This is a genomic window from Candidatus Brocadia sinica JPN1, assembly GCF_000949635.1.
In the GTDB taxonomy this organism is placed as follows: Bacteria; Planctomycetota; Brocadiia; order Brocadiales; family Brocadiaceae; genus Brocadia; species Brocadia sinica.
This window is the reverse complement of sequence record NZ_BAFN01000001.1, coordinates 2,862,149-2,887,490: the sequence shown is the minus strand read 5'-3', so window position 1 is coordinate 2,887,490 and position 25,342 is coordinate 2,862,149. Positions and strand designations below refer to the sequence as shown.

The 25,342-nt window shown below is 40.5% G+C and carries 24 protein-coding genes; 15 read left to right on the top strand and 9 right to left on the bottom strand.

All coding sequences use genetic code 11. The annotated features are described in order from the left end of the window. Nucleotides 1–139 precede the first annotated feature (139 nt). Nucleotides 140–370 carry an addiction module protein gene (locus tag BROSI_RS13110; protein ID WP_052564257.1) on the top strand — a complete coding sequence of 77 codons (231 nt, stop codon included), beginning with the start codon at nucleotides 140–142 and terminating at the stop codon, nucleotides 368–370. Continuing rightward, nucleotides 367–675 carry a type II toxin-antitoxin system RelE/ParE family toxin gene (locus tag BROSI_RS13105; protein ID WP_052564256.1) on the top strand — a complete coding sequence of 103 codons (309 nt, stop codon included), beginning with the start codon at nucleotides 367–369 and terminating at the stop codon, nucleotides 673–675. Before BROSI_RS13110 ends, BROSI_RS13105 begins: the two co-directional genes overlap by 4 nt. A gap of 122 nt (nucleotides 676–797) precedes the next feature. On the opposite strand, the gene BROSI_RS19175 is transcribed toward BROSI_RS13105, so the two are convergent. Next, a protein-coding gene (locus BROSI_RS19175) for an IS3 family transposase (protein WP_420886059.1) occupies nucleotides 798–1,950 on the bottom strand; the annotation gives its coding sequence in 2 pieces (ribosomal slippage) (nucleotides 798–1,683 and nucleotides 1,682–1,950; 1,155 coding nt in all). A gap of 489 nt (nucleotides 1,951–2,439) precedes the next feature. Here BROSI_RS19175 and BROSI_RS13090 point away from each other — a divergent pair. Together BROSI_RS13090 and BROSI_RS13085 are read left to right on the top strand one after the other, a co-directional pair. Then, a complete protein-coding gene (locus BROSI_RS13090; protein ID WP_157842523.1) occupies nucleotides 2,440–2,928 on the top strand; it encodes a hypothetical protein in 489 nt (162 codons plus the stop codon). 128 nt (nucleotides 2,929–3,056) lie between these two features. After that, nucleotides 3,057–3,248: a type II toxin-antitoxin system HicB family antitoxin gene (locus BROSI_RS13085; RefSeq protein ID WP_052565839.1), complete on the top strand. Its 192-nt coding sequence runs from the start codon at nucleotides 3,057–3,059 to the stop codon at nucleotides 3,246–3,248. Nucleotides 3,249–3,357: 109 nt separating this feature from the next. Here BROSI_RS13085 and BROSI_RS13080 read toward each other — a convergent pair whose 3' ends face one another. Continuing rightward, the gene (locus tag BROSI_RS13080; protein WP_230400736.1) at nucleotides 3,358–5,274 is read right to left on the bottom strand and encodes a thioredoxin-like domain-containing protein; all 1,917 of its coding nucleotides are present in this window, start codon (nucleotides 5,272–5,274) and stop codon (nucleotides 3,358–3,360) included. A 394-nt stretch (nucleotides 5,275–5,668) separates the two neighbouring features. Here BROSI_RS13080 and BROSI_RS13075 point away from each other — a divergent pair, with 394 nt between their 5' ends. The 4 genes from BROSI_RS13075 to ychF all read left to right on the top strand — a co-directional run bounded on the left by BROSI_RS13075 (nucleotide 5,669) and on the right by ychF (nucleotide 10,454). After that, entirely contained in the window at nucleotides 5,669–8,203 is a 2,535-nt protein-coding gene (locus tag BROSI_RS13075) for an intermembrane phospholipid transport protein YdbH family protein (RefSeq protein ID WP_052564253.1), read from the top strand. 99 nt (nucleotides 8,204–8,302) lie between these two features. Beyond that, nucleotides 8,303–8,524, top strand: coding sequence for a hypothetical protein (locus BROSI_RS13070; protein WP_052564252.1), 222 nt, complete (start codon nucleotides 8,303–8,305; stop codon nucleotides 8,522–8,524). A 42-nt stretch (nucleotides 8,525–8,566) separates the two neighbouring features. Continuing rightward, the gene (locus BROSI_RS13065; protein ID WP_052564251.1) at nucleotides 8,567–8,947 is read left to right on the top strand and encodes a YdbL family probable chaperone protein; all 381 of its coding nucleotides are present in this window, start codon (nucleotides 8,567–8,569) and stop codon (nucleotides 8,945–8,947) included. A 418-nt stretch (nucleotides 8,948–9,365) separates the two neighbouring features. Next, a complete protein-coding gene (gene ychF / locus BROSI_RS13060; RefSeq protein ID WP_052564250.1) occupies nucleotides 9,366–10,454 on the top strand; it encodes a redox-regulated ATPase YchF in 1,089 nt (362 codons plus the stop codon). 419 nt (nucleotides 10,455–10,873) lie between these two features. Here ychF and BROSI_RS13055 read toward each other — a convergent pair whose 3' ends face one another. From BROSI_RS13055 to BROSI_RS13045, 5 genes are all read right to left on the bottom strand, one after another. After that, nucleotides 10,874–11,176 (bottom strand): YHS domain-containing protein, encoded by a 303-nt coding sequence (locus BROSI_RS13055; protein ID WP_052564249.1) that lies wholly within the window; start codon nucleotides 11,174–11,176, stop codon nucleotides 10,874–10,876. A gap of 245 nt (nucleotides 11,177–11,421) precedes the next feature. Continuing rightward, the gene (locus BROSI_RS19935) at nucleotides 11,422–11,604 is read right to left on the bottom strand and encodes a hypothetical protein (RefSeq protein ID WP_157842522.1); all 183 of its coding nucleotides are present in this window, start codon (nucleotides 11,602–11,604) and stop codon (nucleotides 11,422–11,424) included. Between the two features lie 331 nt (nucleotides 11,605–11,935). Beyond that, nucleotides 11,936–13,963: a selenocysteine-specific translation elongation factor gene (gene selB / locus BROSI_RS13050; protein ID WP_052564248.1), complete on the bottom strand. Its 2,028-nt coding sequence runs from the start codon at nucleotides 13,961–13,963 to the stop codon at nucleotides 11,936–11,938. Nucleotides 13,964–14,141: 178 nt separating this feature from the next. Next, nucleotides 14,142–14,360 carry a transposase gene (locus BROSI_RS21425; protein ID WP_082059208.1) on the bottom strand — a complete coding sequence of 73 codons (219 nt, stop codon included), beginning with the start codon at nucleotides 14,358–14,360 and terminating at the stop codon, nucleotides 14,142–14,144. 97 nt (nucleotides 14,361–14,457) lie between these two features. After that, entirely contained in the window at nucleotides 14,458–15,357 is a 900-nt protein-coding gene (locus tag BROSI_RS13045) for a formylglycine-generating enzyme family protein (RefSeq protein ID WP_157842521.1), read from the bottom strand. An 87-nt stretch (nucleotides 15,358–15,444) separates the two neighbouring features. Here BROSI_RS13045 and recQ point away from each other — a divergent pair, with 87 nt between their 5' ends. After that, on the top strand, nucleotides 15,445–17,589 hold the full coding sequence (recQ, locus tag BROSI_RS13040) for a DNA helicase RecQ (protein WP_052564246.1): 2,145 nt from the start codon (nucleotides 15,445–15,447) through the stop codon (nucleotides 17,587–17,589). 104 nt (nucleotides 17,590–17,693) lie between these two features. On the opposite strand, the gene BROSI_RS20310 is transcribed toward recQ, so the two are convergent. Then, nucleotides 17,694–17,870 (bottom strand): hypothetical protein, encoded by a 177-nt coding sequence (locus BROSI_RS20310; RefSeq protein ID WP_164468393.1) that lies wholly within the window; start codon nucleotides 17,868–17,870, stop codon nucleotides 17,694–17,696. A 269-nt stretch (nucleotides 17,871–18,139) separates the two neighbouring features. Here BROSI_RS20310 and lexA point away from each other — a divergent pair, with 269 nt between their 5' ends. The 6 genes from lexA to dinB all read left to right on the top strand — a co-directional run bounded on the left by lexA (nucleotide 18,140) and on the right by dinB (nucleotide 24,462). Beyond that, complete coding sequence (gene lexA / locus BROSI_RS13035; protein ID WP_052564245.1) at nucleotides 18,140–18,760, top strand: transcriptional repressor LexA; 621 nt, start codon at nucleotides 18,140–18,142, stop codon at nucleotides 18,758–18,760. Then, the gene (locus BROSI_RS13030) at nucleotides 18,757–19,011 is read left to right on the top strand and encodes a hypothetical protein (RefSeq protein ID WP_052564244.1); all 255 of its coding nucleotides are present in this window, start codon (nucleotides 18,757–18,759) and stop codon (nucleotides 19,009–19,011) included. Before lexA ends, BROSI_RS13030 begins: the two co-directional genes overlap by 4 nt. A 67-nt stretch (nucleotides 19,012–19,078) precedes the next feature. Then, nucleotides 19,079–21,814 carry a type I restriction-modification system subunit M gene (locus tag BROSI_RS13025; protein WP_052564243.1) on the top strand — a complete coding sequence of 912 codons (2,736 nt, stop codon included), beginning with the start codon at nucleotides 19,079–19,081 and terminating at the stop codon, nucleotides 21,812–21,814. Next, nucleotides 21,805–22,338, top strand: a complete 534-nt coding sequence (locus BROSI_RS13020; RefSeq protein ID WP_052564242.1) for a restriction endonuclease subunit S domain-containing protein — start codon at nucleotides 21,805–21,807, stop codon at nucleotides 22,336–22,338. Before BROSI_RS13025 ends, BROSI_RS13020 begins: the two co-directional genes overlap by 10 nt. Nucleotides 22,339–22,503: 165 nt before the next feature. Continuing rightward, nucleotides 22,504–23,226, top strand: a complete 723-nt coding sequence (locus BROSI_RS13015; RefSeq protein ID WP_200891746.1) for a restriction endonuclease subunit S domain-containing protein — start codon at nucleotides 22,504–22,506, stop codon at nucleotides 23,224–23,226. Between the two features lie 9 nt (nucleotides 23,227–23,235). Next, entirely contained in the window at nucleotides 23,236–24,462 is a 1,227-nt protein-coding gene (gene dinB / locus BROSI_RS13010; RefSeq protein ID WP_052564241.1) for a DNA polymerase IV, read from the top strand. 68 nt (nucleotides 24,463–24,530) lie between these two features. Here dinB and BROSI_RS13005 read toward each other — a convergent pair whose 3' ends face one another. Then, nucleotides 24,531–25,337, bottom strand: a complete 807-nt coding sequence (locus BROSI_RS13005) for a dienelactone hydrolase family protein (protein WP_052564240.1) — start codon at nucleotides 25,335–25,337, stop codon at nucleotides 24,531–24,533. Nucleotides 25,338–25,342 lie beyond the last annotated feature (5 nt).

Here is a 25,342-nt window from a genome sequence, read left to right as displayed (position 1 = left end):
CCAAATTTAATTTATCTGTTTGGGAGTTTTTTCATAACGATATGCTTTATATTCGTCCTTATTTAATGTAGTATTACAATATAAATTAGGCAACAAAAATGAGATAATTTACAAAAAGCTACCTGTTAGGAGGTTTAAAATGGTAAAAAATATTGACGATATCATTGACAGTATATTAGCGCTTCCTGCAAATTCTCGAGCATATCTCGCTGAGTTACTTCTTGAAAGCTTAGATTTTGAAGAAGACTTCCCAATAAGTGAGGAATGGATGAAAGAAATCAAAAAACGTTGTCAGGAACTTGACGAAGGCAAAGTAGAATTAATTTCAGGAAATGAAGGACTTGCTGGGCTCCAAAAGAAATATTCATGAAACCCTTTCATTTTCATCCAGAAGCACTCGCAGAAGCAGACGAAGCAGCCAAATTTTATGAAGAGCAACAAAAAGGTCTCGGAAAGAGATTTATCGAGGCATTAACTGATACGATAAACCGAATAAAAAGGAACCCTGAACTTTATAGAAAAATTGATGATAACATGAGAAAATGTAGTTTATTGCATTTCCCATATGGTATTATTTATCGTGATAAAAATAAATTTATAGAAATAATCGCAGTCATGCTAAGGTGTACCCCATTGTCTAGACAATTATTTAATAAAAATAAGATAGAATTTTAGTATTGTTTATGCGAAGTATCTTTTAATTATTTGATGAGCAGGAAAACGGAATGGAGCGGAGCGGAATGGAGTTTTTCTGCTCATCCGCTGTGCATTTCTCCGTTCTTGCTTTCTTGCCATTTTTACCCGGTCAGTTCAAGAGTATTTACCATCTCTCCTTTCCGTGCCTTTTTGTTACTACAATACAGCGTTGCTGGCGCTCTGTATTCAAGCGACTGATGTAATCTCTCGTTGTTATAAAAATCAAAATACCTCCTTAAACCATCCACTGCCTCTCTTACCGTCTTATAGTCTTTTAAATACACCTCCTCGTATTTTATCGACCTCCACAAACGCTCTATAAAAATGTTATCAAACACTCGTCCCCTTCCATCCATGCTGATCTTTACCCCGGCTCCCTCTAATTTCCCAGTAAACGCATTGCTCGTAAACTGCGATCCCTGGTCCGTGTTAAATATCTCAGGGCATCCCTTCCTTATTGCCCTGTCTAATGCTTCCAGACAAAATCCCACATCCAGGGTTATTGATGTCTCCCACGACAGCACATACCGACTATACCAGTCCATTATTGCCATGAGATATACATACCCCTGATTGAGCCGTATGTACGTTATATCCGCACACCACACGTGATCTGGATACTCTATACTCAATCCTCTGAGTAAATATGGGTATTTCTTGTGTCCTTCACCTCCTTTACTTAGCCAAGGCTTCGGATAGATCGCATATAATCCCATCTTCCTCATTAACCGTTTTACCCTCTTAGGGTTTACCTCATGCCCTTCCTTTCTTAACCATGCCGTCAACCGCCTTACCCCATAAAACGGATACCCCGTATAATACTCATCTATCAGGTTCATCAATTGAAGATTATATGCACTCTCACCAATCGCCTTATAATAAAAGACTGAACGGGATATCCCCAGTAACTCACACTGCCGACTTACACTTATCTCCTCATTTTCTGGCTCTATTAACCTCTTCCTTTCCTCAACCGTTGATCCCAACTTTTTTTTTCAGCCAATCCAGTTCAACCTTCAATTGCCCTATCTGCTGGTACAACGACGCACGCAATTCATCCTCCTTTCTGGCATCTTGCACCTTCTTCAGCGAAAATATCCTCGGTATCTCTTCTATTACCTGCTTCTTCCACTGTGCTATCTGCGTTGGGTGTACCCCATATTGCCCTGCTAGCTCGTTTGCAGTCTTCTCCCCCTTTATCGCTTCTATCGCTACTCTCGCCTTAAATTCCCCATTATATTGCTTCCTCTCCACCTCTTATTTTATACCCCCTTTCCAAACCTTTTTCTCTTCCATGCCTGCCTTTAGCCAGGCATGATTTTCTATCTTAACATACTGTCCAGTTTTTGGGGTACATTATATGCATCTGAGACGTAAACCAGGTTATTGGAAAACCAGAGTTTAACTTTTTCAAGAAAGAGCCTAACACTTAGTCCTGCGGACGGCTGATAACCGATGCTGATTTTGGTCGATATCTCACTGCTTGAACGCAAGTTAAATTTTGATATTCACGATGTTATGCCAACCGAGCCAAACAATCTTCAACATAAGTGAGGACTTTCCGAGGGAATAACTCTCGCCCTATCGTCAGTTTTCGCCTACTTTCTCGCTTACCAATATGAGGTCGGGTATTTTGCGTTTTTTGGCGTTCCAACCGAACTGATCACTGTAGATACTACTACGCTTTTAGTTATCGGCTCAACCATTGTGGGTTTTCTGACGATCCTATTTCAATTTGGTGATATGTTAATTGGATTGACACCAGGAGGACTACTTAAGCTGAAGGGGAAGATACGGCCATTTGTCATCCTTTTCTTATATTTTCTTGCTATGTGGCTTGTTTTCACTATTTTTTCGAACTTTCGATGGCGTAAAGCCATAGCTGTTCCTGTCTGGGCAACCTTGGCGTTTCTGATACAGTATCTGTCCGCACGCTATTGCAAGAATAGGGCTATTCCAGACATGGTGTTTACACTGTTCGTAATTGCTATCGTTGGAGTTGGATTGTTTCGCACTATTGGAAAATGGAGCACTGAAAACCAGTGTAGTTTCGCTGTTCTGCCTGATCAGCCAGGCTCCTTTGTAATTCAGAAAATGGGAGACTGCCTTCTACTTGGAACGTATGATGAGAACTCAAGAACAACGTTCAAAACGTTTCGAATTTTGCCCCTTAGTGAGCAACCAATTGCAATCGAGAAGCGCGATATTGGACCGTTACAGCCATCCCCCTAAAACTACATCTAACTTATCGTTCGGCGAATGCATATATGTGTTTCTGATTTCGGGCATATATGGGCAGAGGAGGTTATGGGACTCTATCCCCTATTTCGATGAAAAGTAAAAATACAGGAGGCAATACTATGGTGAGAAAAAAATACGTATATTGGCAAGATGGAGATATGTGGATAGGGTACCTTGAAGAATATCCAGACTATAAGACTCAGGGTGAATCCCTTGAAGAATTAAAGGAAAATTTAAAGGATATTTATCAAGAATTAACGAGCGGTACTATTCCCTGCGTGCGTAAAGTTGCTGAACTTGAAGTTGCATGAAAAGAAGAGATTTAATAAAGCAGAATAAGAAAATAGCCGTAAGAATATCCTCTTTTGTAAAATGTGGATATGCTTCTAAAATTTTTCAATAGACATTCCTTCAAATATTTTACGGCAATTTTACATCATAGTCCAACGCCACCGCAGTATCTCCCGTGTCCTTGTCAATTTTAATCGGTTGATGCCAGACTACCGCATCAATGAAGCACGCCCCCTGATTATCCTCCCTGCAATAATAAAAACTCACGGAGACCTTTAAATCTGTACTCAATACCTCAGAACCTGTCTTGAAGGAAATTTTTATAGGTAATGCAGGCTTTTCGAGTCTCACTTCCCGATTGCCCTGCTCAATCTGAATACCTTTACCAGCTTCGACCATATATGACAATGGGGCATTGGGGTTCAAATGGTATCCCTTGGGAAGGTTTATGTTTACTGTTAATTGTATCTCTGTATCTGTTTTCAAGGTTTTCAAAGGTAAATCCAGCGACTTTGCAAAAGGAGGTAGTGCACTCTCCGATACTTTTTGTGAGACCTCTGTTTTGAGTCCTTTGATCTGCAAGGTACTCGCCTCCTTCGTTTTCATGTCAACCACGCGGATGGCATGGTTATTGGTATCGGCAACATACAGTTTATTATTGGCAATATTGAGTCCTCCGGGTTCATAGAATTGGGGATCTTTACCATCTACATGTCCGGCTTTTCCATTACCTGAGAATGTCCGGCACGTCCTGTCCAGAGGATTTAAAAGCTTAATCTTATGATTATAGGTATCCGCTATATAGATAAGGCCGTTGTGGTTCAATACACCAAGCGGATGTTGTAAACGTACTTCGTCTCCCTGACCATCCACATCTCCAAAAACAAAGAGATCTTTTCCTACCACCGTCTTTACTTCTTTCTTTTCAAGGTCAACGTAACGAATCGAACTTACCTCACTATCTGCAAAATAGAGCCTTCTGCCGGAAACCGTAATCCCGCTGGGCTGAGCCAGGGCGGCCTTATCTAACGGGCCATCAATACGCCCCTCCCTGCCACTACCAGCAAAGGGTTGGAAAACTGCGGTTTCTAAATCCATCACCCAGATTTGATGTGCCCCAGCCATGGCTATATAGAGTTGCCCGTCTAAAAAGACCAGATCCCAGGGCGAATTAAGAGGGGAAAACATGCCCATTCCACCAGTATCCATAAAGTCCGCCTGTTTACCCGTACCAGCAATTGTTTTGACCGTCTTTGCCTTTAAATCCAATTTACGAATGAGATGATTCTCGGTATCTGCCACATACAAGTGATCCCCGTGAATGGCCATCCCTTGTGGATGATGAAAGCTTGCTTCCGTAAATACACCATCGCTCTTGCCAATTTTACCATTGCCAGCAATATCTAAAACGGCGCCTCCCAAATCTGCAATAATGATCCGATTGTGATTTGAATCTGCAATAAACAACCGATTTGATGCCTCATCCGCCAGCACTTTGCCGGGAAAAGAGAGAATGCCCTCTCCTAGTTTGTATTTTTCTAAAGAAAGTGGTATGGCGGTTTCATTGATGAGATTTTTAGAACGATATTCGGAGATCAATTGGCCAATGAGTTTATCCAAGGTCTCATAATGTCCCTCGCCTGTATCTGTTCCCACCACATGCCCCTCTGGATCGATCAGTACGAGTGTGGGCCATGCCCTGGCACCGTAGGCATCCCAGATGGCAAAATTGCTGTCATTAACTACCGGATGTTCAATTTCGTACCGAAGAATAGCCTGACGGATATTTTCTGCATCCCGCTCATTCTCAAATTTTGCGGAATGTACCCCTATAATCACTAATTCTTTTGGATATTTTTCCTCCAGCTTTTTAAGGTCGGGAATGATGTGCATGCAATTGATACAGCAATATGTCCAGAAGTCCAGGAGTACGACCTTCCCCTTTAAATCAGCCAGGGCCAGGGGTTTTGAAACATTGAGCCAGGCAGTACCACCCGCTAGTTCAGGGGCAGGAATCTTTTTTTTCTGTGCAAATGCCAAAGGCATTCCTCCGGAATAAAAGAGGTAAAGTATCATGATAATGAATATAACCGTTCGGGGTGAAAGCCATAAAAAAAACCGGATTTTTTTCATTGTCCCTGCCCTTTTTTATTATTCTTTTTGCGCTTGAAAAGATCTTTCCCGTAGAATAGGAAGGCAACAACAATCAGCGTTACCACACTGATAATAAAATAAACCAGTTCCATAGTCCCCCTCCTTTTGCCTCATGAAAATATGAGATCGATCTTGAACATATTTTTGTTATTTCATCTCTTCATTCTATCAGTGCTTACAGTGCTATCAAGGAAATTTTATCATTGTATGCTTGTATTTGTGCTTATATGCATTTATAGTATTTACCAAGTGAATATGATAAATCTCGAATAAAAGAACCGTTACTATGGATCTGAATAGAAAAATAGCATTTCGCTCTATTGTCATTGTATTCATTATTTTCTCCCTGTTATGTGGCATATATTTGTTTATTCCGTTTTTTCTCGAGAAAAAACTGCTTCCCAGCCTTGCCAAAAGCTTCGGACTTAGCAACTTCACCTGCAATGTGCGCAAGTTCAGTCTGACCGGACTCGACCTGTCCTCTCTGCAATGGGGAGAACGTGAAAGCCCTTCTCTGTCATTTGACTCTGTCCGCTTCGACTATTCTTTATTTGGTTTATTTCAAAAACACGTAAACAAGATCATTATCAGCGGCGTTGAAATCAGGTCTGAATATAAAGACGGAACTTTTAGTATTGCTGGAATGGATTTCAATAAACTTTTCCAAAGTCCTTCGGATACAAAGCGAGAAAAACCGGCCAATTCGCAACAACAAACAATGCCCATAAGTTTTGGAGAATTTGCATTACGGAATGCTACCATTCTTTTAAAATCAGGAGATGAGAATTTTCGAATCCCATTGAGCATTAAAGCAAAGCCTTTTGCCACACAGGGAAATGAAACAAATTCAGGTTATGAAGCGCAATTATGGCTATATCCAAACCTAATAAACCCACTACCAGGAGTTAAAATCGCATCCCAGATAGCTATGGACGCAAGATATAATTTTAAAACAAATGACTTTGGAATACAGCTTAACTTTACTAATATGAATATTGAATATAAGGAATTGCAAATACAGAATTCCCTTGGCAATGTTCCATTAACGATAGAAGTTACAAAAAAACAGGACGATATTCATATGAAATTCTCCCGTTTTTGTATTATGTCGCCCTTTCCCATAGAACTATCTATGAGACAAAATACTGATTGCAATCTACACATCTCTCCGGAGCAAATGGATATGCAGGGAAAGATTTATGTAAACATTAATAAAGAATTAACAAGCAGCAATTCTCGTTTCTGGTTAAAAGTTGCCGATTCCGAATCTTTACCCTTTACGTTTAAAGGTAAAAAAAGAGGATCTCAGTGGCATTTCTCTTTGAATTCCACCGGTTCAGATACGCCGCTACAATTTCACGGACAGACAGAAAAGATTCATTTGCATCCGAAGATTTTTTCCGTCTGTGGAAAAGGAAAAGGTTCGAATGGTACTACACGATTTTCAATGAAAGTGTCTCATATAAAATATGATTCAGATTATATGCGTATCAATATTCCAAATTTTTGGATATTCGGCAATTCGTCCATTGATAATGGGCAGTTTTCCACGATAAAAGCCTTTGCAAAAGTAACAGATACAGAATATCATACCGGAAGCCTCTCTGTAAGGGAAATACACGCCAAAATCCCTCTCCAATGGCCATATCCATCGATGGAAACGGATAAAATTACATCCACAAATAAGCCAGAAAGATATCTTAACATAGATGAAATAAAATATGCGGACATGGATGTTGGGAGAATTTTTGCGACACCTTATCAGGACAGGCTAAATATCTTCTTTGCAGGCCAACACAAGGACTTATTCCCTGACTTTCGCGTTTATTTCCTGGGAAGTGCGGGAATGAGCAACGAAGGTAATTTTGTTTCGAAAGTTGATTTTAAAACCTCCGAACCAGAAAAGGCTATAAAAATAAACCTTGGAAAGTTTTCACCCCAATTGACAGGAATGTTTTTTGAAGGCAATCTGGATATGAACGGTAATTGCAAATTCATTGGTAGTACGATAACAAGTAGTGCACTCATAACAATGCGTAATTCAAAGATAGAAGTTCCTGAAAAAAAAATTGCACTTGAAGGCATTGATTTTGACCTGGATATGCAGGATTTATACAAATTTTGCAGTGCCCCTGATCAAATGTTAAAATTTAAGCGCTTTGCCTGGGGCGATATAGAAATGAATGAAGGAGAGGTTGAATTCCAGATAGAATCTTTTTCGTCTTTTTTTCTTAAAAAGAGTAGCTTTTCCTGGTGCGGAGGACATGTATATACGCATGGTTTACGGATAAAATCCGGTAGAAGAGAATTCGATATTATTTGTTACTGCGATCGCCTTAAACTTGCAACAATCTTAAAACAGTTTAAGGCAGCGAGCGCTGATGGTGAAGGTTCAGTAAATGGAAGGATCCCAATAAGTTATAAAGATGCGAAAATAAAAGTCCATGATGGTTTCCTTTATTCTACACCCGGAGAAAAAGGTACCATTAGTTTTCGTACTGATACACTCGTATCAGGAGCATCGGGTGTTCAGCAGAGTATTCAAATGCAAATTGCCCGGGAAGCCCTGAAAAATTTTACATATGACTGGGCAAAGCTTTCATTACTGAGCCAGGGTGATGACCTTATGATCCGTATGCAGATGGACGGAAGGCCTGCCGATTTATTACCATTTGGTTTTAGTAAAGCAAAGGGACTCGTAAAAATAGAAGAGCCAAGGGCACATTTTCAGGGAATACGGTTTGATATCAATTTTAAACTGCCCCTCGATAAAATGTTGTATTACGGTGCCGGAATGAGTGAATTGTTGCAATCTGAGTAATTGTGAAATACTGATACCAATAAGGAGGAATAATAATGACAGAGAAGTATGCTTTTATTGTACCGAATAATTGAAAAATAATCGTAAGGAGAAGGGGGAATGAAAAGAGTCTTCGTAGTTTCTTGCGCAGTATTTTTTATTTTTTTACAAGGATGTAAAACTGAACACAAAGTGGAAGTAGACGTAAAGCCAATGCAAATCACCATCGACGTGAATATTAGAATCGATCGGGAGCTTGAAAACTTCTTTGGCAATTTAGACGAAGCCGCACAAAAAGTTGGTGGTGAAAAAACCGAAGAAGTATCTGAACCTGCTCAATAGTTATCTATCGAAAGTTAAAATTTTCAAATAAAGGAGAAAAAAATGAAATTAAAAATTTATGTCTCTCTTCTCATCATTATGCTATTCGGAAGTTTTTTTGCAAATGTTTCATCCGTTGCCGATGATCTGAGTGCATTAAAAAGACAAATGGAAAAACGCCTTCCCATTATTATTGAATTAAAGTCCAAAGGAATAATCGGAGAGAACAATACGGGATATTTGCAATTTATTGGCGGAAGGCGTGAAAAAGAGGACATCGTTCAGGCAGAAAACCAGGATAGAAGAAAAGTTTATGAATCAATTGCTAAAAAAGAAGGGGCCAGCATAGAGCAAGTGGGGCAGCGCAGGGCACAGCAGATTGCCAGTAAAGCAAGGAAGGGAGAATGGTTACAAAATCCAACCGGAAAATGGTACCAGAAATAAACAAACATACTTGACACTGTTTTAAAGGCACGAACGTACACGCACGATGACAGGAGGGCAGACGCTAAGTTCAAAAGAAAGGATATTTTTTGTGGTTGTTTCTATTCTCAGGAAGGCGCCGAATTTATCATACGTTTTAAAAAAGAAATTATCCTGAGATCAACTTGAGCAGAGCATTATCTCGATAGCGAAGATGCTGCCACAAAAAAGGGATAGCAAAATGATAGTTTAGCTTTTGAAGAAACTTGGATGAGAAATGATTGATTATTACGGCGTAACTCGTTATTATTTGTTTTAGTAATTATTCGTTTTATCCAAGAAACATTCGCGATTATGATAATTCCTAAGTTTCCATTTTTAAGATGGGAATTTAGGTTTATTTTTTTCGTATTTATAAACACAGGAGAAGGATTTACCCATGGGTTTAAATTGTGGTATCGTTGGATTACCGAACGTCGGGAAATCCACGATCTTTAATGCATTGACCTCGGCCAAGGCCGCCTCGGCAAATTATCCCTTTTGTACCATTGATCCTAATGTGGGTGTGGTTGCCGTACCGGATCTGCGTCTGGATAAAATAGCAGAAATAATTACTACTGAAAAAATTGTGCCCACAACCGTTGAATTTGTTGATATTGCCGGTCTGGTGAAGGGTGCTAGTCAGGGAGAGGGTTTGGGGAATCAATTTTTGGGACACATCAAGAATGTCAATGCCATTTTACATGTGGTGCGTTGTTTTGAGAAAAGTGATATCATTCACGTAGAAGGCGGGATACACCCCATCCGTGATATCGAGATTATCAATACGGAATTGATTCTTGCGGATATGGATACGGTAGAAAAAAGGCTATTAAAGAACGAGAGACTTTTGAAAACCGGTGATAAAAACACTATTGCTGCCGCTGGCGTGCTAAAAAAAGTCAGGAATGGACTCAATAGCAATAAACCGGTCAGGTTATTACCTTTATCGGATGAGGAAAGAAATCTCATCGAGGATATGCATTTGATGACTGAGAAACCGGTATTATACGTTGTGAATGTTTTTGATTTTGAAAAAGATAAGCAATACATAGAAGCAGTTGCTAATTATGCAAATCAGGAAAACTCAAAATGCGTGGTCATTTCGGGGGATATCGAATCGGAGATTGTACAAATGGAACCCTCCGAAAGAAAGACCTATTATCTGGAGATGGGGATGGAAGAGTCTGGATTGGAAAAATTGATCCGTGAAACATATGGGCTATTAGGCCTGATTACCTATTTCACGGCAGGTCCAAAAGAAGTGAAAGCATGGACGATTAAACAGGGAACAAGGGCGCCGCAGGCGGCAGGAGTAATTCACTCTGATTTTGAACGTGGATTTATCTGTGCTGAGACATACAACTATAACGATCTCATTGCGACGGGTTCAGAACAAAAGGTTAAAGAAAAAGGACTTTTAAGACGTGAGGGAAAGGAATACATTGTGAAGGATGGAGATATTATGCATTTCAGATTTAATGTATAAAAATTTCTGTAAGTCATTTGTCTGCTTGCGTTATAACTCGTCCATATATATGCAAGCCGTACCGTAGCCGTACTTGGTTACATCGCCTGAGAAACACCTCTTTGCCACTCATGAGATGCCTTACTAGCTTCCCAATTGCATCATGCTTCGAGTTAAGGTCTCTATGGATATAAAACTCTGCCGTGATATGGACACTGCTATGATCAAGTATCTTTGATGTTACGGTAAGATCATTCCCTCTATTTAGAATATGTCATAATCCTAAGATTGTTTCAAACTGTACAATTACGCAATATATCTAATGTTCTCCCGGAAAGATAAAACAACAAAGGCGTTCTTGTATAAAAAAAACACAAGAACGCCTTTTGGTTAAAACAGACTGATTGTTTCCTATCGTCTCGTAACAATTTCATTGTCTATTATTTTTCTTTTTGACGTTGATCCTCGTCTCTTAAGCACTTTCCCGGGTCCTTTTTGAAAGTATCTGCACAATTCTCGCAGCAAAAGCAAAAGGTTTTCCCATTGTGTTCTACTTTTACCGGCTTACTTTTGCTATCTATTACTTTTCCACAAACCAAACACTTACTTTCACATTTTTCACCGGCAGAAACTTCCTTGGTACCACAACAATCAGAACCGGCAAATGCCTTATTGACCACGTAAGAGGTCATTACTACAAAGGCAATACTAACAACACCTGCAAAATATCCAATTCGTCTCATATACTCCTCCAAAAATTAAGTTAAAATACCATACACAAATTAATATAAGAGTAAACAAAAAATATTTGGCTGTGGTTCCTTAGTTTTAAAATAGACTGTTTATTCTCTCGTAGTAATAATTCTTCTAGTTCTTTGTCTGGTATTTTTGTCTTTTTGTTGCTGCTCTTTTCTAAAACGGATATTCACCGCATAAATGAAAAACAAAAAGACCGTGAAATCCTTAGTTTTCCTGGTCTTTTCTTTGATTAAGAAGTTTTTTTCTCGTGACTACCCGTATGTTCAGTCCCGGCAATACCTCTGCCCGGATGCTCTCCCAGATAACAATTCTCCTTCTCAAGGTATTTCTCCATACCCTCTAATTTTGCTAGGCGGGTCTTCGCCATCCCTCGTTGATACCGGCTCCCGGGATTCATCACATAACATGCCAATCACGATCTGCTTCTTCCCCTTCTTGCCGTCGCGATTACACCCGTACTCACCAAAATGATTCTACTCCCCCCTCCACATAACTGCTCGTCACGTCATACAAAAACAGCTTCGGCCTCTTGCCTCCCCCGCCTTACCTCAAACAGCTTTCACTCTATCTTTGCCTGATTCCCCGATAACCACGCCAAATTATCGTACAGATTATTCTCGTCAAATCCTCGTTTCATATCCAATACCTTACTATTGATCCCAATACAATCCTATCTCTCTAAAATCAATATCATAAATTTCAAATCTGAACTCGCACAAGATCCGATAGAAATTGAGGTAGTTTTACAGTAATATCCTCACATCCCCCATCCGTCTGGTGAAATGGATGGCATCGAAGTATTCCAGCAAAGGGACGGCAAATTTGCGGGTGGTTTTCGTCAAATCCCTGAACTGTGCCACGCTCATCGTACCGTGTTTGGTGATATGATCCCTGATCATTTCTTTTAATTTGTTGAGTGCCGTAGCATGAAAACAGAGGCCACTCTCCACAATAACGAGCTTCTTTTGTTCAACAAGCAATGAGATGGCAGCCTTACCATTGGTACCAAATTTTGTGGATACTTCCTCCATGGAAGGCGGGGTAAACCCTGCCTTGCAAAATGTCTCTTCGATTTTATCCGCTACACCCTTGTCTTTCGCAGATACCTCAATCATAAAGTCCATGAGAGATAGCTTGTTGTCAGTAACCTTAATGGCCTTTTCATTTTCTAAGACGGAGATCACCGCAGTGAGCAAGAGAGGATGAATATTATCGCCGGAGATTGGTTTTTGGCGCAATTCTCCAATCCCTGCTTTTAAAGTTTTTGGCACAGGCGTGAAGCCTGCAGCTACCAGTGTTTTGAGTTGGGTCTCTTCCATCCCTGTTTTTAAAGGGTTTTCCTTGTGAAATACCCTGAGTATATTCAACATCTGCCCCTTTAAAGAAGCGATAACATCACGATGAATAATAACGTCTTTGCCCTCGATAACAAATTTCAGGAGTAACCCCTTTTTTATCAACCCTGCTATGACATTTTCAGCAATCGAAGGGTGAATATTGACCTGTTTGGAGATATCATCAATGGCAGGGGCAAACAGACGTTCGCCTCTGCCAACGGTATTACCTAAATAAATCTGTTCCACGATATCGGAAAGATTTCCACTGGCCAGAATCCTTAGAGTCTTGAGCGTCTCTTCTTTAAAGCGTTTCAATCGGGTTGTATTATACCTGAGCACCTTACCTCCGCCAATGGTATAAGCCGGCGAATAGGAGCGAATAATAAACCGGTCTTCCCTTTCGGTGGTAATGGGATTTTCCAGGAGGAATTGACACAAGGTCTCTTCGCCGGGTTTTAGCGTGTCTCTATCCAGCAGTATAACACGACCCATCACCTCTGAGGTATTAAGGTGAAACCGAATCCGTGTCCTGTTTTTTAATGGATTTTTTGCGCTTTGAATCAATCTTAATGAGGCATCGGCAATGTTCACCGGTTGCAAGTATCCCGGAGCCGAGAGTTCATACCCACGTTGTATTTCGGTAGATTTCATACCCGAGAGATTAATCGCTGCCCGTTGCCCTGCAAAGGCAGTATCAACCCGTTCTCCGGTCACTTCAATTCCTCTGACACGCAAGGTTTTTTTGAGGGGCACTATTTCTATTTCATCCACCACGGAAACCTGCCCACCCAGAATGGGCCCTGTGACAACACATCCATACCCGGAGATGGTAAAAGATCGATCGATGGGCATTCGAAATACGCGTGTGTTACTCCTGGTTTGTATCTGTGAAATAAGTTCTTTTATGGCAGACTTGCAGACTTCAATCCCTTCACCCGTGACCACAGATACGGGAATAATCGGTGCGTGCTCCAGGGTTGTACCCGTCACAATATTTTTGATATCTTCTCGAACTACTGTTAGCCATTCGTCAGTTACCAGGTCTTTTTTCGTTAAGGCAATGAGTCCGTGTCTGATGCCCAGGAGGTTGATAATTTCCAGATGTTCAATAGTTTGTGGCATGACGCCATCGTCAGCCGCAATGACGAATAATACGAGGTTAATGCTGGTCGCGCCCGCCAGCATGTTCTTGACGAACCGTTCATGTCCCGGCACATCTACGATGCTGATTCTTTGGTCTGAATCGAGGTCGAGATAGGCAAAACCCAAATCTATGGTCAATCCACGCTGTTTTTCTTCGGGCAGCCTGTCGGCATCAATCCCCGTCAATGCCTTCACCAGGGACGTCTTTCCATGGTCGATATGCCCTGCCGTACCGATGATTATATGCTCAACATGGTGTGCAGTTGTTGATTGTTGTAAGGATTGTTTCATGGGTCAGGTTATAACTCAATCCAGCAGCGTAGCTAGTGGCTTGACCAGCCCTAAAAGGGCATTGTTACTGGTACCCCTTAAGGGATATTCTCCGCTTTATTTTCTAATCAGGAATGCTCTCCATTTGTACGGTTATTAATGTACAATGCAACGTTCTTTACCAATGACACGTGCTTCACTAAAAGGGATTACTTAAATCTGAGTCATACTGATCTTCTATCGACTCATTTTCCTCTTGATCTTGTATATACTTCCGTATTTTCGCTTCATCCAAGCCTACCGTACTCACATAAAATCCTCTCGTCCAAAACCGATGACCTCGAAAATTCTGTTTCAATCGACTGTATTTCTCAAATATAGTCAAATAAATACGGATAAACAAGCTTGTCCGTGCCACCCCAAATACTGCTTAAATAAAATGAAAATTCCTATACAATCAAGTTGGCATATTTTACATGCTGCAGAAGATCTACCGGATAATGACAACGAATTATTTATCCCAAAGACTTTGCGCAGCGAAAACCAATGGTGTCGTTTTTATACGTGGGTTCGTCGTAATCCCTATTTGCACAACGGACGTGAACAACACCAGACCCATTCCACGAACCTCCCCGTAATACCTTGCAGGCACTCAGCATTTTACTTGCCGCATAAGGCTTTAATTCATAAATGGAAATACCTACGTCTTCCGGTCTCCCAAAATAAGGGCTTTCTTCGGCTATGGTGGGCCCTTGTGGATTTTTGTTTGGAGCATGGCGATAGTATTGACTGTCATACCAGTCGGCGGCCCATTCCCATACGTTTCCTGCCATATCGAAACATCCATAAACACTTTGGCCTTGCGGGTATTTCGTTACAGGGGTTGGTTTTTCTATCTTAACTTCGGCACAGTTTAATCTCGTTTTATCAAACTCGTTGCCCCATGGATATGCCCTGCCATCGGTACTGCGGGCTGCTTTCTCCCATTCTGCCTCGGTAGGAAGCCTTTTTCCTGCCCATCTGGCAAAAGCCTCAGCCTCATACCACGAGATGTCTACAACAGGACAATCCTGTTCACCATGCGAGATGGCATCCAGATCGTTACTTTCCAATGGGTTTGCCTGTAAGATATACTGCCATCCGGCTTCTGACCAAAAGACCTTTTGACCATAACCGCCGGACTCGATGAATCGCTTATATTGAGCATTGGTAACGGGATATTTGTCAATGAGGTAGGCACTGAGATAAACCTCTCTTTGAGGAAATTCGTTATCCAGCCGATCAATTTCAATATTACGGTCAAGGTCTAATAATCTTTCAATGTCTTCCCTTGTACTCCCCATCAAAAACAGCCCTTCAGGGATGAGTACCATGTCTTCGGGGATACTTTCTTTTCCTTTGTTTCTGTTGTTCATATACCAAAGTTTATCATAGTATATTTTAATGTCAAAATGTTTCCGATTGATTCGGGAAATGAAAATCAGTATTATCCCTGAAATACTATGTATACGATACTGCAAAAATATTTTGGATACACAAGTTTTTACCCACTTCAGGAGGATATTATTAAGGAATCACTGGGGCAAAGAGACGTCTTTGTCCTTATGCCGACCGGGGGTGGGAAATCCCTGTGTTATCAACTACCTGCACTCCTTTTTGACGGTGTAACTATTGTTATCTCTCCATTAATCGCCTTGATGAAAGACCAGGTAGACGGGTTGTTGGCGAATGGTATTCCGGCAACGTTTATTAATAGTTCTTTGAGTTATGGCGAAATTGATATAAAAAAGCGGAGTTTATCAAACAATGAAGTAAAGATCCTTTATATCGCGCCGGAAAGACTCGTTATGCCGGAATTTCTGCAGTTTTTACAGAGATTAAAGGTCTGCCTGTTTGCCATTGATGAATCACATTGTATTTCGGAATGGGGACACGATTTCAGACCGGAGTACCGCCAGTTAAAATTACTGAAGGAGAGATTCCCAAAGGTGCCTATTATGGCTTTAACAGCCACCGCCACACCGGTCGTCCAGGAAGATATTATCACACATCTCAAGTTGTCGGATTGCAGGATCTTCAAGGCGAGTTTTAACCGGAAAAACCTGCATTATCAAATTAAACCCAAGGATAATCCCTATTATCAAATACTCCACTATCTGAAAGGACGACAGAAAGATTCGGGAATTATTTATTGTCAGAGCCGTAAAACCGTAGAAAGGCTTTCTACGAGCCTGCAGAAGGACGGATACCGTGCCCTGCCGTACCATGCAGGTCTCACCGCTGAAGCCAGAACAGAAAACCAGGAACGGTTTATCCGTGAAGACGTTGAGATCATTGTGGCAACGATTGCATTTGGTATGGGCATTAATAAACCCAATGTGCGGTATGTGATCCATTACGATTTGCCGAAGAGCATCGAAGGGTATTATCAGGAGACAGGCCGTGCGGGAAGGGATGGGTTAAAAAGCGACTGTATTCTGTTCTTTAGTTACGCTGATATGTTCAAGATAGAATATTTTATCAATCAAAAAACGGACGAAGGTGAGCGACAAGTTGCATACAGGCAATTGCGGGAGATGGCAAACTATTGTGAAAGCAACGTTTGCCGGAGAAGGTTATTGCTGGCTTATTTTGGAGAAAAACTCGATGAACCAAATTGCAGGAGTTGTGACGTCTGTTTAGAACCGAAGGAACGATTTGACGGAACGATTGCTGCACAAAAGATATTATCCTGCGTTTATCGGGTGGGTGAACGATTCGGAATTAACTATGTTATTGACATCCTGCAGGGTTCAAAGAATCAAAAAATAGTACAGAACCAGCATAACACGATCAAGACGTACGGTGCCGGAAAAGAATATTCAAAGTCTCAGTGGCAGGCTTTTGTCCGTGAATTAATTCAATTGGGATACCTGAGGCTGGATGGGGATAAGTATCCCGTATTGAAGTTACAAGAAAAGTGCCGGAATGTATTATTGTCTAGCGAAAAGGTGTTTTTGATAAAACCCGAAGAACAAATCTCTGTTCAAAAAATTGATGCGGGTGAGGATTACGACCGCTTGCTGTTTGAACGTTTGAGGACTTTGAGGAAAACACTGGCTGATCAGGAAGGAGTGCCTCCGTATGTTATTTTCCATGATACCAGCTTAAAAGAAATGTCTATCTATTATCCCCAAAGCTTGCTTGGTTTAAGGAAGATAAGTGGTGTTGGAGATCAAAAACTGATGAAATACGGAAAGGTCGTTCTCAAAGAGATCGCCGATTACTGTGAACAACACCATATCATGCCAAATCAGATTGCTCATAAATGTTCTGAATCTCCTGTAAAACAACCAAAGACTTCCACGGTTCAAATGACCCTGGAACTTTACAAACAACACCTTACCATTCATGAGATCGCACAAAAGCGGAATTTAGCATTATCCACGATCATTTCTCATCTGGAAAAACTTATTCTGGATGGCGCTGGTATCTCCATAGACAGCATTGTTGCCACAGAAAAACAGCTACATATCCAACGAGCATTCAAAGAATCAGGCTTGGAGTTTCTCAATCCGGTAAAAGAGAAATTAGGAAACGATTATTCCTACGAAGAGATAAGATTAGTAAGGGCGAAGATGATGTGTGGCTGTGAGAAAAAGCAATAATTGATGCTGGTCAATCTCTATAAAACAAAAAGGCAACTCAAATGAGTTGCCTTTTTGTAATTATTTTTTGAATTTTGCCAAATAGTTACACTTAGCTTACTTATTTAGTGCTTGTGATGGCACTCACACTTGCAATCTTTACCCTCTTTTGCTGTGTGTCCGCATTTGTCGCACTTTGCTTCTGTTGCCATAGCGGTACCAACAAGAGCTGTATTCACTGCACCAACACCAACCACCAACGCCCCAACAACCAAAAGACTATAACCAAATCTCTTCAACATTTCCTTCTCCTCACATTAGGAAACTTAAGCCCAGCCGCCAGGAACGCTCCTGACATGGCCGACTCTTCTAGTATCATAATATTATCCATAAACAGTACTATTTCAACTAAATTATACTCTATAAACGAAAATTGTGTATGTTTTTAAATACACATTCAGATGCCTTGGTAATAATGAAATTGTAATGAAAACTCACATTTTGAGGCTTGACAGGATAGGGACAAAAAAATATAATGGGTGAACAAATGTTCACCAATAAATCTTAATCCATGAATACTCCGCTAACCAAAAAACAGGCAGATTTTTTATCTTTTTTAAAAAAATATCTTCAGGAAAGGGGATATCCGCCTACGGTACGGGAGAGTATGGATGGGCTGGGGCTTTCCAGTACCAACATAGTAAAAAAATACTTCGACATTCTGGAACGCAAGGGATACATCAGGAGACAATTTCACAGCCCACGGGCTATTGAAATTGTTGAGGGAACCGCTGCACGAAGCTCAGAAATAAGGTCTGTGCCAATTGCGGGAAGGGTTAGGGCTGGGGCGCCTCATCCAGTTGTAGAAGATATCGAAGGATACCTTTCCGTGGATCAAACACTATGCCGTAGCAGCAATATCTTTTTTTTACGGGTAGTGGGGGATAGTATGATTGATGCCCATATCCAGGATGGAGACCTTGTCCTCGTTAAATCACAACCCGTGGCCAATAATGGAGAGATCGTGGTGGCCCTTATCGATGATGAGGCTACGGTAAAGCGATTTTCTAAAAAGGACGATACGATACTATTGAAACCCGAACACCCAACGATGCAACCGATTATCATTAAAGAGGGGCAGGCAAATGTATCTATCGTTGGTACAGTTGCAGCGGTAATAAGGCAATTATGATTACAGAAGTCAACGAACCCATTAAGGTGGGTGCCATTTTTGGTGATAATAACAAGAAACTCAAACCCGTCTGGTTTGTGTGGAGTGGTCGAAAATACGATGTCAGAGAGATCACGTATATTTGGACAGAGCGGGTAGGAAAGGCAGGCATACACCATTTTACCGTTACAGATGGCGCCAATCTCTTTGCCATTTCTTATAATACGAACACCCTGGTGTGGACGCTTCATTCCATAGAAATGGCGGGGTAGCAGTATTATCTTTTGATTTCCACAAAAAGTACTGTTAATATCGGTCAAAATTTAAAGGGGATCGTATATGAACTGGAAAGAACATATTGAAAAAATCCTGAAATCGGCCAAAAACAACGTCGCTACCATCAACCTTGAAAAGACCGCTGTATCTTATACTGACAAAATCAAAAAACACGAGGATCCAAAGGTTATCAAAGGTGATGAGGAAATTGTGCGTGCTTATTTGATTCACCGGTTAATCAATGAACTTGATTACAAACCAGAATATATCGAGATTGAAAAACGGTATAGTATAGGAAGGCCTAAAACTTCCAGAGCAAAAATAGATGTCATTGTAAGAGACAACAAGGATGGGACTTTTTTATTTATTGAGTTAAAAGCCCCGGACAAATTCGAGAGCGATAAGGAATTAATAGAAGGACAGCTCTTTGACTTAGCCCATCAAGAAAAGAACGTTAAATACCTGGTTTATTATACGGTTGATTTCAAGGACAATACATGTATTGACAAGGCTATAATCATCGATTTTGAGAAATTTTCTAATTATCACGATTGGATAAATGCAGGCGCTTCATCGATTGGCACTGAATTACAGGGAGGATATGGTAAGCCCAAGAAACCACCCTATAAAAAAGGTGATCCTCAATATGCTTTAAGAAAAGACCTCACTCCCCAGGAATTAAAAAGTCTGGCTACACAACTCCATAATGTTTTATGGGGTGGCGGTGGCACTACCGATACAGAGATATTCAATTCCCTTGTCAATCTTATCCTCGCCAAGATATACGATGAGGATGCCAGAAAAGTAGGAGAGGAATACGAGTTTCAGGTAAAGGGCTATCAGGATAAAAAAGGTAATTCTGAAACAGAACAACCTGAGACGCTGTTTGAGCGAATCAACAAGCTCTATCGGCAAGCTTTAAAGTATAAACTCAACATTGATGACGAAAGAAAATTAGAAAAAATCTTTGTCGTAAATGAAGAAAAATTCCCACTAAGCAAATTAGTTTATACAGTTCAACAATTAGAAGGCATATCCCTGCTGGAAGGAAGAAGCGCCATTGACGGCAAAGATATTCTGGGTGACTTTTTTGAAACGATCACCCGTGAAGGATTCCGTCAAACGAAAGGCCAATTTTTCACCCCAATTAACATAGTTCGATTCATTATCTACGCCTTACAGATAGACAATCAAGCCATTCAATTAATTAATGGATTAAATACCCTCCCTTACATTATCGATCCTGCCTGCGGGAGTGGAACATTCTTAATTGAAACAATGAAAATCATTACCAAAGAACTTAAACGCAAACGATTCAATGAAATTTCCTCAAGCAATCAGGGACAGCGTACATTCAAGCGGTTTTTCACCCTCGATGAGGACGAAAACCAATGGGCAAAAGAGTTTCTCTATGGCATTGACCAAAACTTTGATTTAGGAACCTCTTCAAAGGTCAATATGATTCTCCACGGCGATGGTTCTGCCAATATCTTTGTTCAGGATGGACTCTTGCCATTCAATATGTACAAGAAAACGGCCGGAGGACAGAATATTCTGATCGTTCAGGAACCCGAAGAATTTTATGGAAACAAATATGAGAACGGTCAATTTGATGTGGTAATCAGTAATCCACCTTTCAGCGTTGACCTTGATAATGTAACAAAACAAAAGGTCGAACGGTCCTTTTTGTTTTACAATAAGAAAAACTCAGAAAATCTCTTCATTGAGCGCTGGTATCAATTGTTGAAAGAGAACGGTCGACTCGGTGTTGTCTTGCCAGAAAGTGTATTTGATACTACTGAGAATAAATATATTCGCCTGTTCCTTTTCAAATATTTCAAAATAAAGGCAGTTGTCAGTTTGCCTCAACTCACATTTGAACCTTATACTTCTACCAAAACCAGCCTGTTATTTGCCCAGAAGAAAACCAAAGAAGAAGTAAAGCAATGGAACGAACTTTGGGAAAAATATGGCAAGGAATGGTCGGAACTGAAAACACGTGTTGCCAATTATATCAAGGTGTTTATTGATGGAGAAGACCAAAGCAAATTCCCATCCATAAAAGATCACAAAGAGAAAACCATAAAAGAAAATACCTTCCGTTTCCTTAAGGATTTTGCCACAGAACAGGACAAAGCGCTTTCAGTAAAAGAACTTTTAGAAAGGTATTGTAATGAAATTGAAGAAGTGAGCGAATTCGATAACAGCGTTAAAGATGTTTTTGGTTATTATAATCCTTGGTGGGTATTTGGCGAGGTAAGCAAACAGCGTGACTATCATATCTTTATGGCAGAGACAGAAAACATTGGTTATAAGCGCACCAAGCGGGGAGAAAAACCAATGCCGAATGATTTGTTCGATGTGGAAATAGCGCCCACCTTTCTTAACAAAGCCGCTATTATACAAGGATATGATGAACGCATTGACCATCAAACCAAATTAAAAACTGAATTGGATGAAGAATTAAAAATTGCGGAAGAGAAAAACAAAGAAAAAGCTGGTGAAAAACTGAAAAGACAAATAGAACAGTTTGTGAATGATTTAGAGGAATGTAAAAATGAGATCGTTAGGTTAACAAAAGAAAAGGCCGAAATCGAGAAAATTATTGATACTCATTATCGAGAAGACGGCAAACGATACAGGATTAAAGATAAATATTATGACCGAACCGATACCACACTTTTAGCCCACTTCACTACGGGTCTTCTGCAACAGTGGCGGAGTGATGATGTGCTGCTTCGCAAAAATACCATTGTGAAAATTTTGGACGCTGTAAGAAAAGAGGTAGTATGGGAATGAGATGGCAATGCATATCCCAATCTTGGGTAAATGACTCTAGTCTTCGGTTTGATGTTGACTATATTTTTGAAAATATTACCAGAGTTGATAAATATTACCGTTGGAATGAATTATTTGAATTTGTTTCTTATCAGAAAATAAATTTAGAAGAGCTTGATGATTTTCAATATGCAGAAATTGGAAACGTTAACAATAATGGAAGTGTCTTACCAATCACTTTAAGTTTTTCAAACAGAAATGAAGTAAATGAGAATTATTTCATAAAGATTGAAAAAGGGGATATCATAAAACCCGAAAATGGAGATATATTAATTTCTTCTGTCCGCCCTTATCTTAACAAGAACATTTTAATCGAAAATGATAATATTTATTTTACTTCCGCATTTATTCACATAAGGCCTAAAATAGATAGCGAAATCCTATATTATTTGTTGCGAACAACTTTATTCAAACAATTAAATGCCGTTTCAAGACAAGGGAAGGGATACCCTACTTTAAAAGAAGACGATATAAAATTAAATTAATTAATCCGGTTCCAAAAATATATAATTGATACCATATTAGCAAATAAAGACTCTATCAAATCAAAAATTTTAACAATACTTCAAAGAATAAAACGCCTCCAGTCCCAATCCTTAGAGCCGTTATCGGTTATCAACAAAATATTTGCAGTAGAATTTAAATTTGACTTGCATGCTTTTGAAAAGGAAAAAAAGCAACGTTTGCAAATTCTTAATCTTTCTGACTTTGCAAATAATAAAGATCTAAGGTGTGGAATAAGATTTCATAACCCAGCGTATAAATTTTTACATAAGTATCTTACAGGACTTTTTCGAACCAAGATAAAAGATTTTATTTCTGAACCAATCGTTCTTGGTAAAGGTATTTCACCAAATGATTATGATGAAGAAGGAAAATATTACTATATCTCAATGGCAGATATTAAAAACTGGTACTTTAACCAAGAAGAATGCAAAACAGTTGGAGATGAATTTTATAGATCAAACTTTAATAAGTCATTTGCTATGAATGACATAATAATGGCGCGTTCAGGTGAGGGTACAATAGGCAAGGTTGCCATAATTCAGGATGAAGAAATTGAAGGACTCTTTGCTGATTTTACAATGCGAATTCGACTAAGGAATTATAACCCTCTATTGGCCTATTACTATTTTAGAAGCGATTTTTTCCAATATTATATATACACGCATAAAAAGGGCTTAGGTAACAATACCAATATTTTCCCAAGTCAAGTATGGGAATTTCCAATACCAGATTTTTCAGAAAAAAAACAAAAATCTATCGTTGAAAAAATAAAATCAGAACTCGACAAACAAAAAGAGATTGAAAGGGAGATTGATGAGAAACAAAAGGAAATAAGTAGAATTATTGAGGCAGCGATAAAAGGTTGATTTCTCCGTATGAAAAAAACTATTATGCACATCGACATGAACGCCTTCTTTGCCTCGGTAGAGCAGCAGGTCAATCCGGCACTCAGGGGAAAACCCATCGCGGTAATTGGCTCGAATGAAAGGACGGTGGTTACCACAGCTTCTTACGAGGCGCGGGCCTACGGAGTTAAAACAGGTATGACCAAACATGAGGCAAAATGGTTATGTCCCCATATTATCCTTGTGGGAGGAGACACAAGCCGTTATACGGATACATGCCACCGGCTTGTCGAGATATACCAGCAATACACCCCTATTGTAGAGGTCTATTCCATCGATGAGGCATTTCTGGATATTACCGGTTCGATTCCCCTCTTTGGCAGCGCTGAGAACACTGCCAGAAACATCAAAAGGGATATTCACCAAAGACTCGGAAGACTGACCTGTTCTATCGGCATCGCCCACAATAAGCTTCTGGCAAAGCTGGGCAGCGATATGAAAAAACCGGATGGGCTCGTTATTATACAACAAGAGGATGTTATGAGATTACTGGAACACTTACCAGTAAAAGAACTCTGTGGCATAGGTACACAGATTGAAAGCCGTCTGTCTGTCATGGGGATTAGAACCTGTGGCGAACTGGGGAGGGCATCTATTGCCGTTTTAAAAAATCAATTCGGCGTGATCGGGGAACGGTTAAAGCTTATGGCCCTGGGTATTGATGACAGCCCTGCTGTGCCCATGGAACAGGAACCCGATGCAAAATCTGTTGGACACAGCATGACTCTCGACAGGGACGTGAGTGATGTGGAAACTTTGGAACAGCATATCCTTCATTTGTCCGAAATGGTGGGACGGCGGTTGCGCCATGGAGGGTATGCAGGGAGGACGGTTACCCTCACGCTTCGTTATACCAACTTCGATACCTTTACCAGGCGTAGTTCTATAAAATCTTCTCTGAATAACAGCATAGACATCTACATGGTTGCTAAAGACATACTGGAGACAATACGACTCCAGCAGACTGTCAGGCTGGTAGGTGTTAGCGTTTGTAATCTTACCAGGAACGTTGCCCAGATTCCGCTCTTTCCTAACGACAGGACAAGGCAGGCAGCAACACGTGTCATGGACGAGATCAATGATCGATACGGTGATTTTTTTATTACCTGGGGTACATTGATTGAGCGATATCGTCACAAGGGTGTTATATCCCCATCGTGGAGACCTGGTGGGGTCAAGCATAATAATTATGCATAGTTATTTTTCAAAAAACTAACCGGTTATTTTCTTTTTAAGAAAAATATTCTTTTGGCGTTTATTGTTCCCTATTCCTTGAAAATCATAGTAAAGAATTTTTGCAATTCCTCCCATGATTTCCTGTCAGCCTCAGCATTGTATGCCACGGGCAGATTGAATTTCTTTGCGTAAGTATCCGCATCGGGATTTGTGAAGCTGTGGATGACGCCGGGATATGAGATAAACTGAAAATCGGCCCCGGCTGTCTTCATCTCCTGTTTGAATGCCTCGATCTGTTCCTGCGTAATGAATTTATCATCGGCGCCATGGAATACTAGTATCTTCGCCTTAACGCCGCCAGGCTGCGCCGGCCTGATTGCAGTTAGATTCCCATGAAAGCTGGCAATACCCTTAAGGCCAACGCCTTGACGTGCCATATTAAGCACGATTGCACCACCAAAGCAATAGCCGATAGCGGCAATGCGATTGGGGTCAACATTTGGCAACTGTTTCAGAAAGTCCAGCGCAGCCATGAAACGCGCCCTGGCAATATCAAAGTTCTTCATAAGCTCCGACGAGAATTTTCCTGCCTCATCGGGATGCATCGCCTGCCTGCCATCTCCGTACATGTCCACAGCGAGGGCAGTATACCCCAGTTCTGCCAGCATCCTTGCGCGTTTTCTGGCATATTCGTTATGCCCCCACCATTCGTGAACAACCAGCACCCCCGGCTGTTTCCCTTTTATCTTCATGTTATAGGACAGGTAACCTTTCATCACGATACCCTCTGAACTATAGTCAACATCCTTCCCCTGGACGCTCCCACCCGCGGAAACCCGACCAACAACCACTACTATCAATGCGATGACAAACAGACTTGCGAAGATCCGCTCCATAGCAA

Bases quoted from the DNA above. Each gene is read 5' to 3' on its own strand.
- BROSI_RS13085 (WP_052565839.1), top strand. From the start codon at position 3,057: ATGGTGAGAAAAAAATACGTATATTGGCAAGATGGAGATATGTGGATA.
- BROSI_RS13065 (WP_052564251.1), top strand. From the start codon at position 8,567: ATGAAATTAAAAATTTATGTCTCTCTTCTCATCATTATGCTATTCGGA.
- BROSI_RS13055 (WP_052564249.1), bottom strand. From the start codon at position 11,176: ATGAGACGAATTGGATATTTTGCAGGTGTTGTTAGTATTGCCTTTGTA.
- recQ (WP_052564246.1), top strand. From the start codon at position 15,445: ATGTATACGATACTGCAAAAATATTTTGGATACACAAGTTTTTACCCA.
- BROSI_RS13105 (WP_052564256.1), top strand. From the start codon at position 367: ATGAAACCCTTTCATTTTCATCCAGAAGCACTCGCAGAAGCAGACGAA.
- ychF (WP_052564250.1), top strand. From the start codon at position 9,366: ATGGGTTTAAATTGTGGTATCGTTGGATTACCGAACGTCGGGAAATCC.
- BROSI_RS13075 (WP_052564253.1), top strand. From the start codon at position 5,669: ATGGATCTGAATAGAAAAATAGCATTTCGCTCTATTGTCATTGTATTC.
- BROSI_RS13070 (WP_052564252.1), top strand. From the start codon at position 8,303: ATGAAAAGAGTCTTCGTAGTTTCTTGCGCAGTATTTTTTATTTTTTTA.
- BROSI_RS20310 (WP_164468393.1), bottom strand. From the start codon at position 17,870: ATGTTGAAGAGATTTGGTTATAGTCTTTTGGTTGTTGGGGCGTTGGTG.
- lexA (WP_052564245.1), top strand. From the start codon at position 18,140: ATGAATACTCCGCTAACCAAAAAACAGGCAGATTTTTTATCTTTTTTA.
- BROSI_RS13090 (WP_157842523.1), top strand. From the start codon at position 2,440: ATGTTAATTGGATTGACACCAGGAGGACTACTTAAGCTGAAGGGGAAG.
- BROSI_RS13020 (WP_052564242.1), top strand. From the start codon at position 21,805: ATGGGAATGAGATGGCAATGCATATCCCAATCTTGGGTAAATGACTCT.
- BROSI_RS13080 (WP_230400736.1), bottom strand. From the start codon at position 5,274: ATGCCTTTGGCATTTGCACAGAAAAAAAAGATTCCTGCCCCTGAACTA.
- BROSI_RS13025 (WP_052564243.1), top strand. From the start codon at position 19,079: ATGAACTGGAAAGAACATATTGAAAAAATCCTGAAATCGGCCAAAAAC.
- BROSI_RS13005 (WP_052564240.1), bottom strand. From the start codon at position 25,337: ATGGAGCGGATCTTCGCAAGTCTGTTTGTCATCGCATTGATAGTAGTG.
- dinB (WP_052564241.1), top strand. From the start codon at position 23,236: ATGAAAAAAACTATTATGCACATCGACATGAACGCCTTCTTTGCCTCG.
- BROSI_RS13030 (WP_052564244.1), top strand. From the start codon at position 18,757: ATGATTACAGAAGTCAACGAACCCATTAAGGTGGGTGCCATTTTTGGT.
- selB (WP_052564248.1), bottom strand. From the start codon at position 13,963: ATGAAACAATCCTTACAACAATCAACAACTGCACACCATGTTGAGCAT.
- BROSI_RS13045 (WP_157842521.1), bottom strand. From the start codon at position 15,357: ATGAACAACAGAAACAAAGGAAAAGAAAGTATCCCCGAAGACATGGTA.
- BROSI_RS13110 (WP_052564257.1), top strand. From the start codon at position 140: ATGGTAAAAAATATTGACGATATCATTGACAGTATATTAGCGCTTCCT.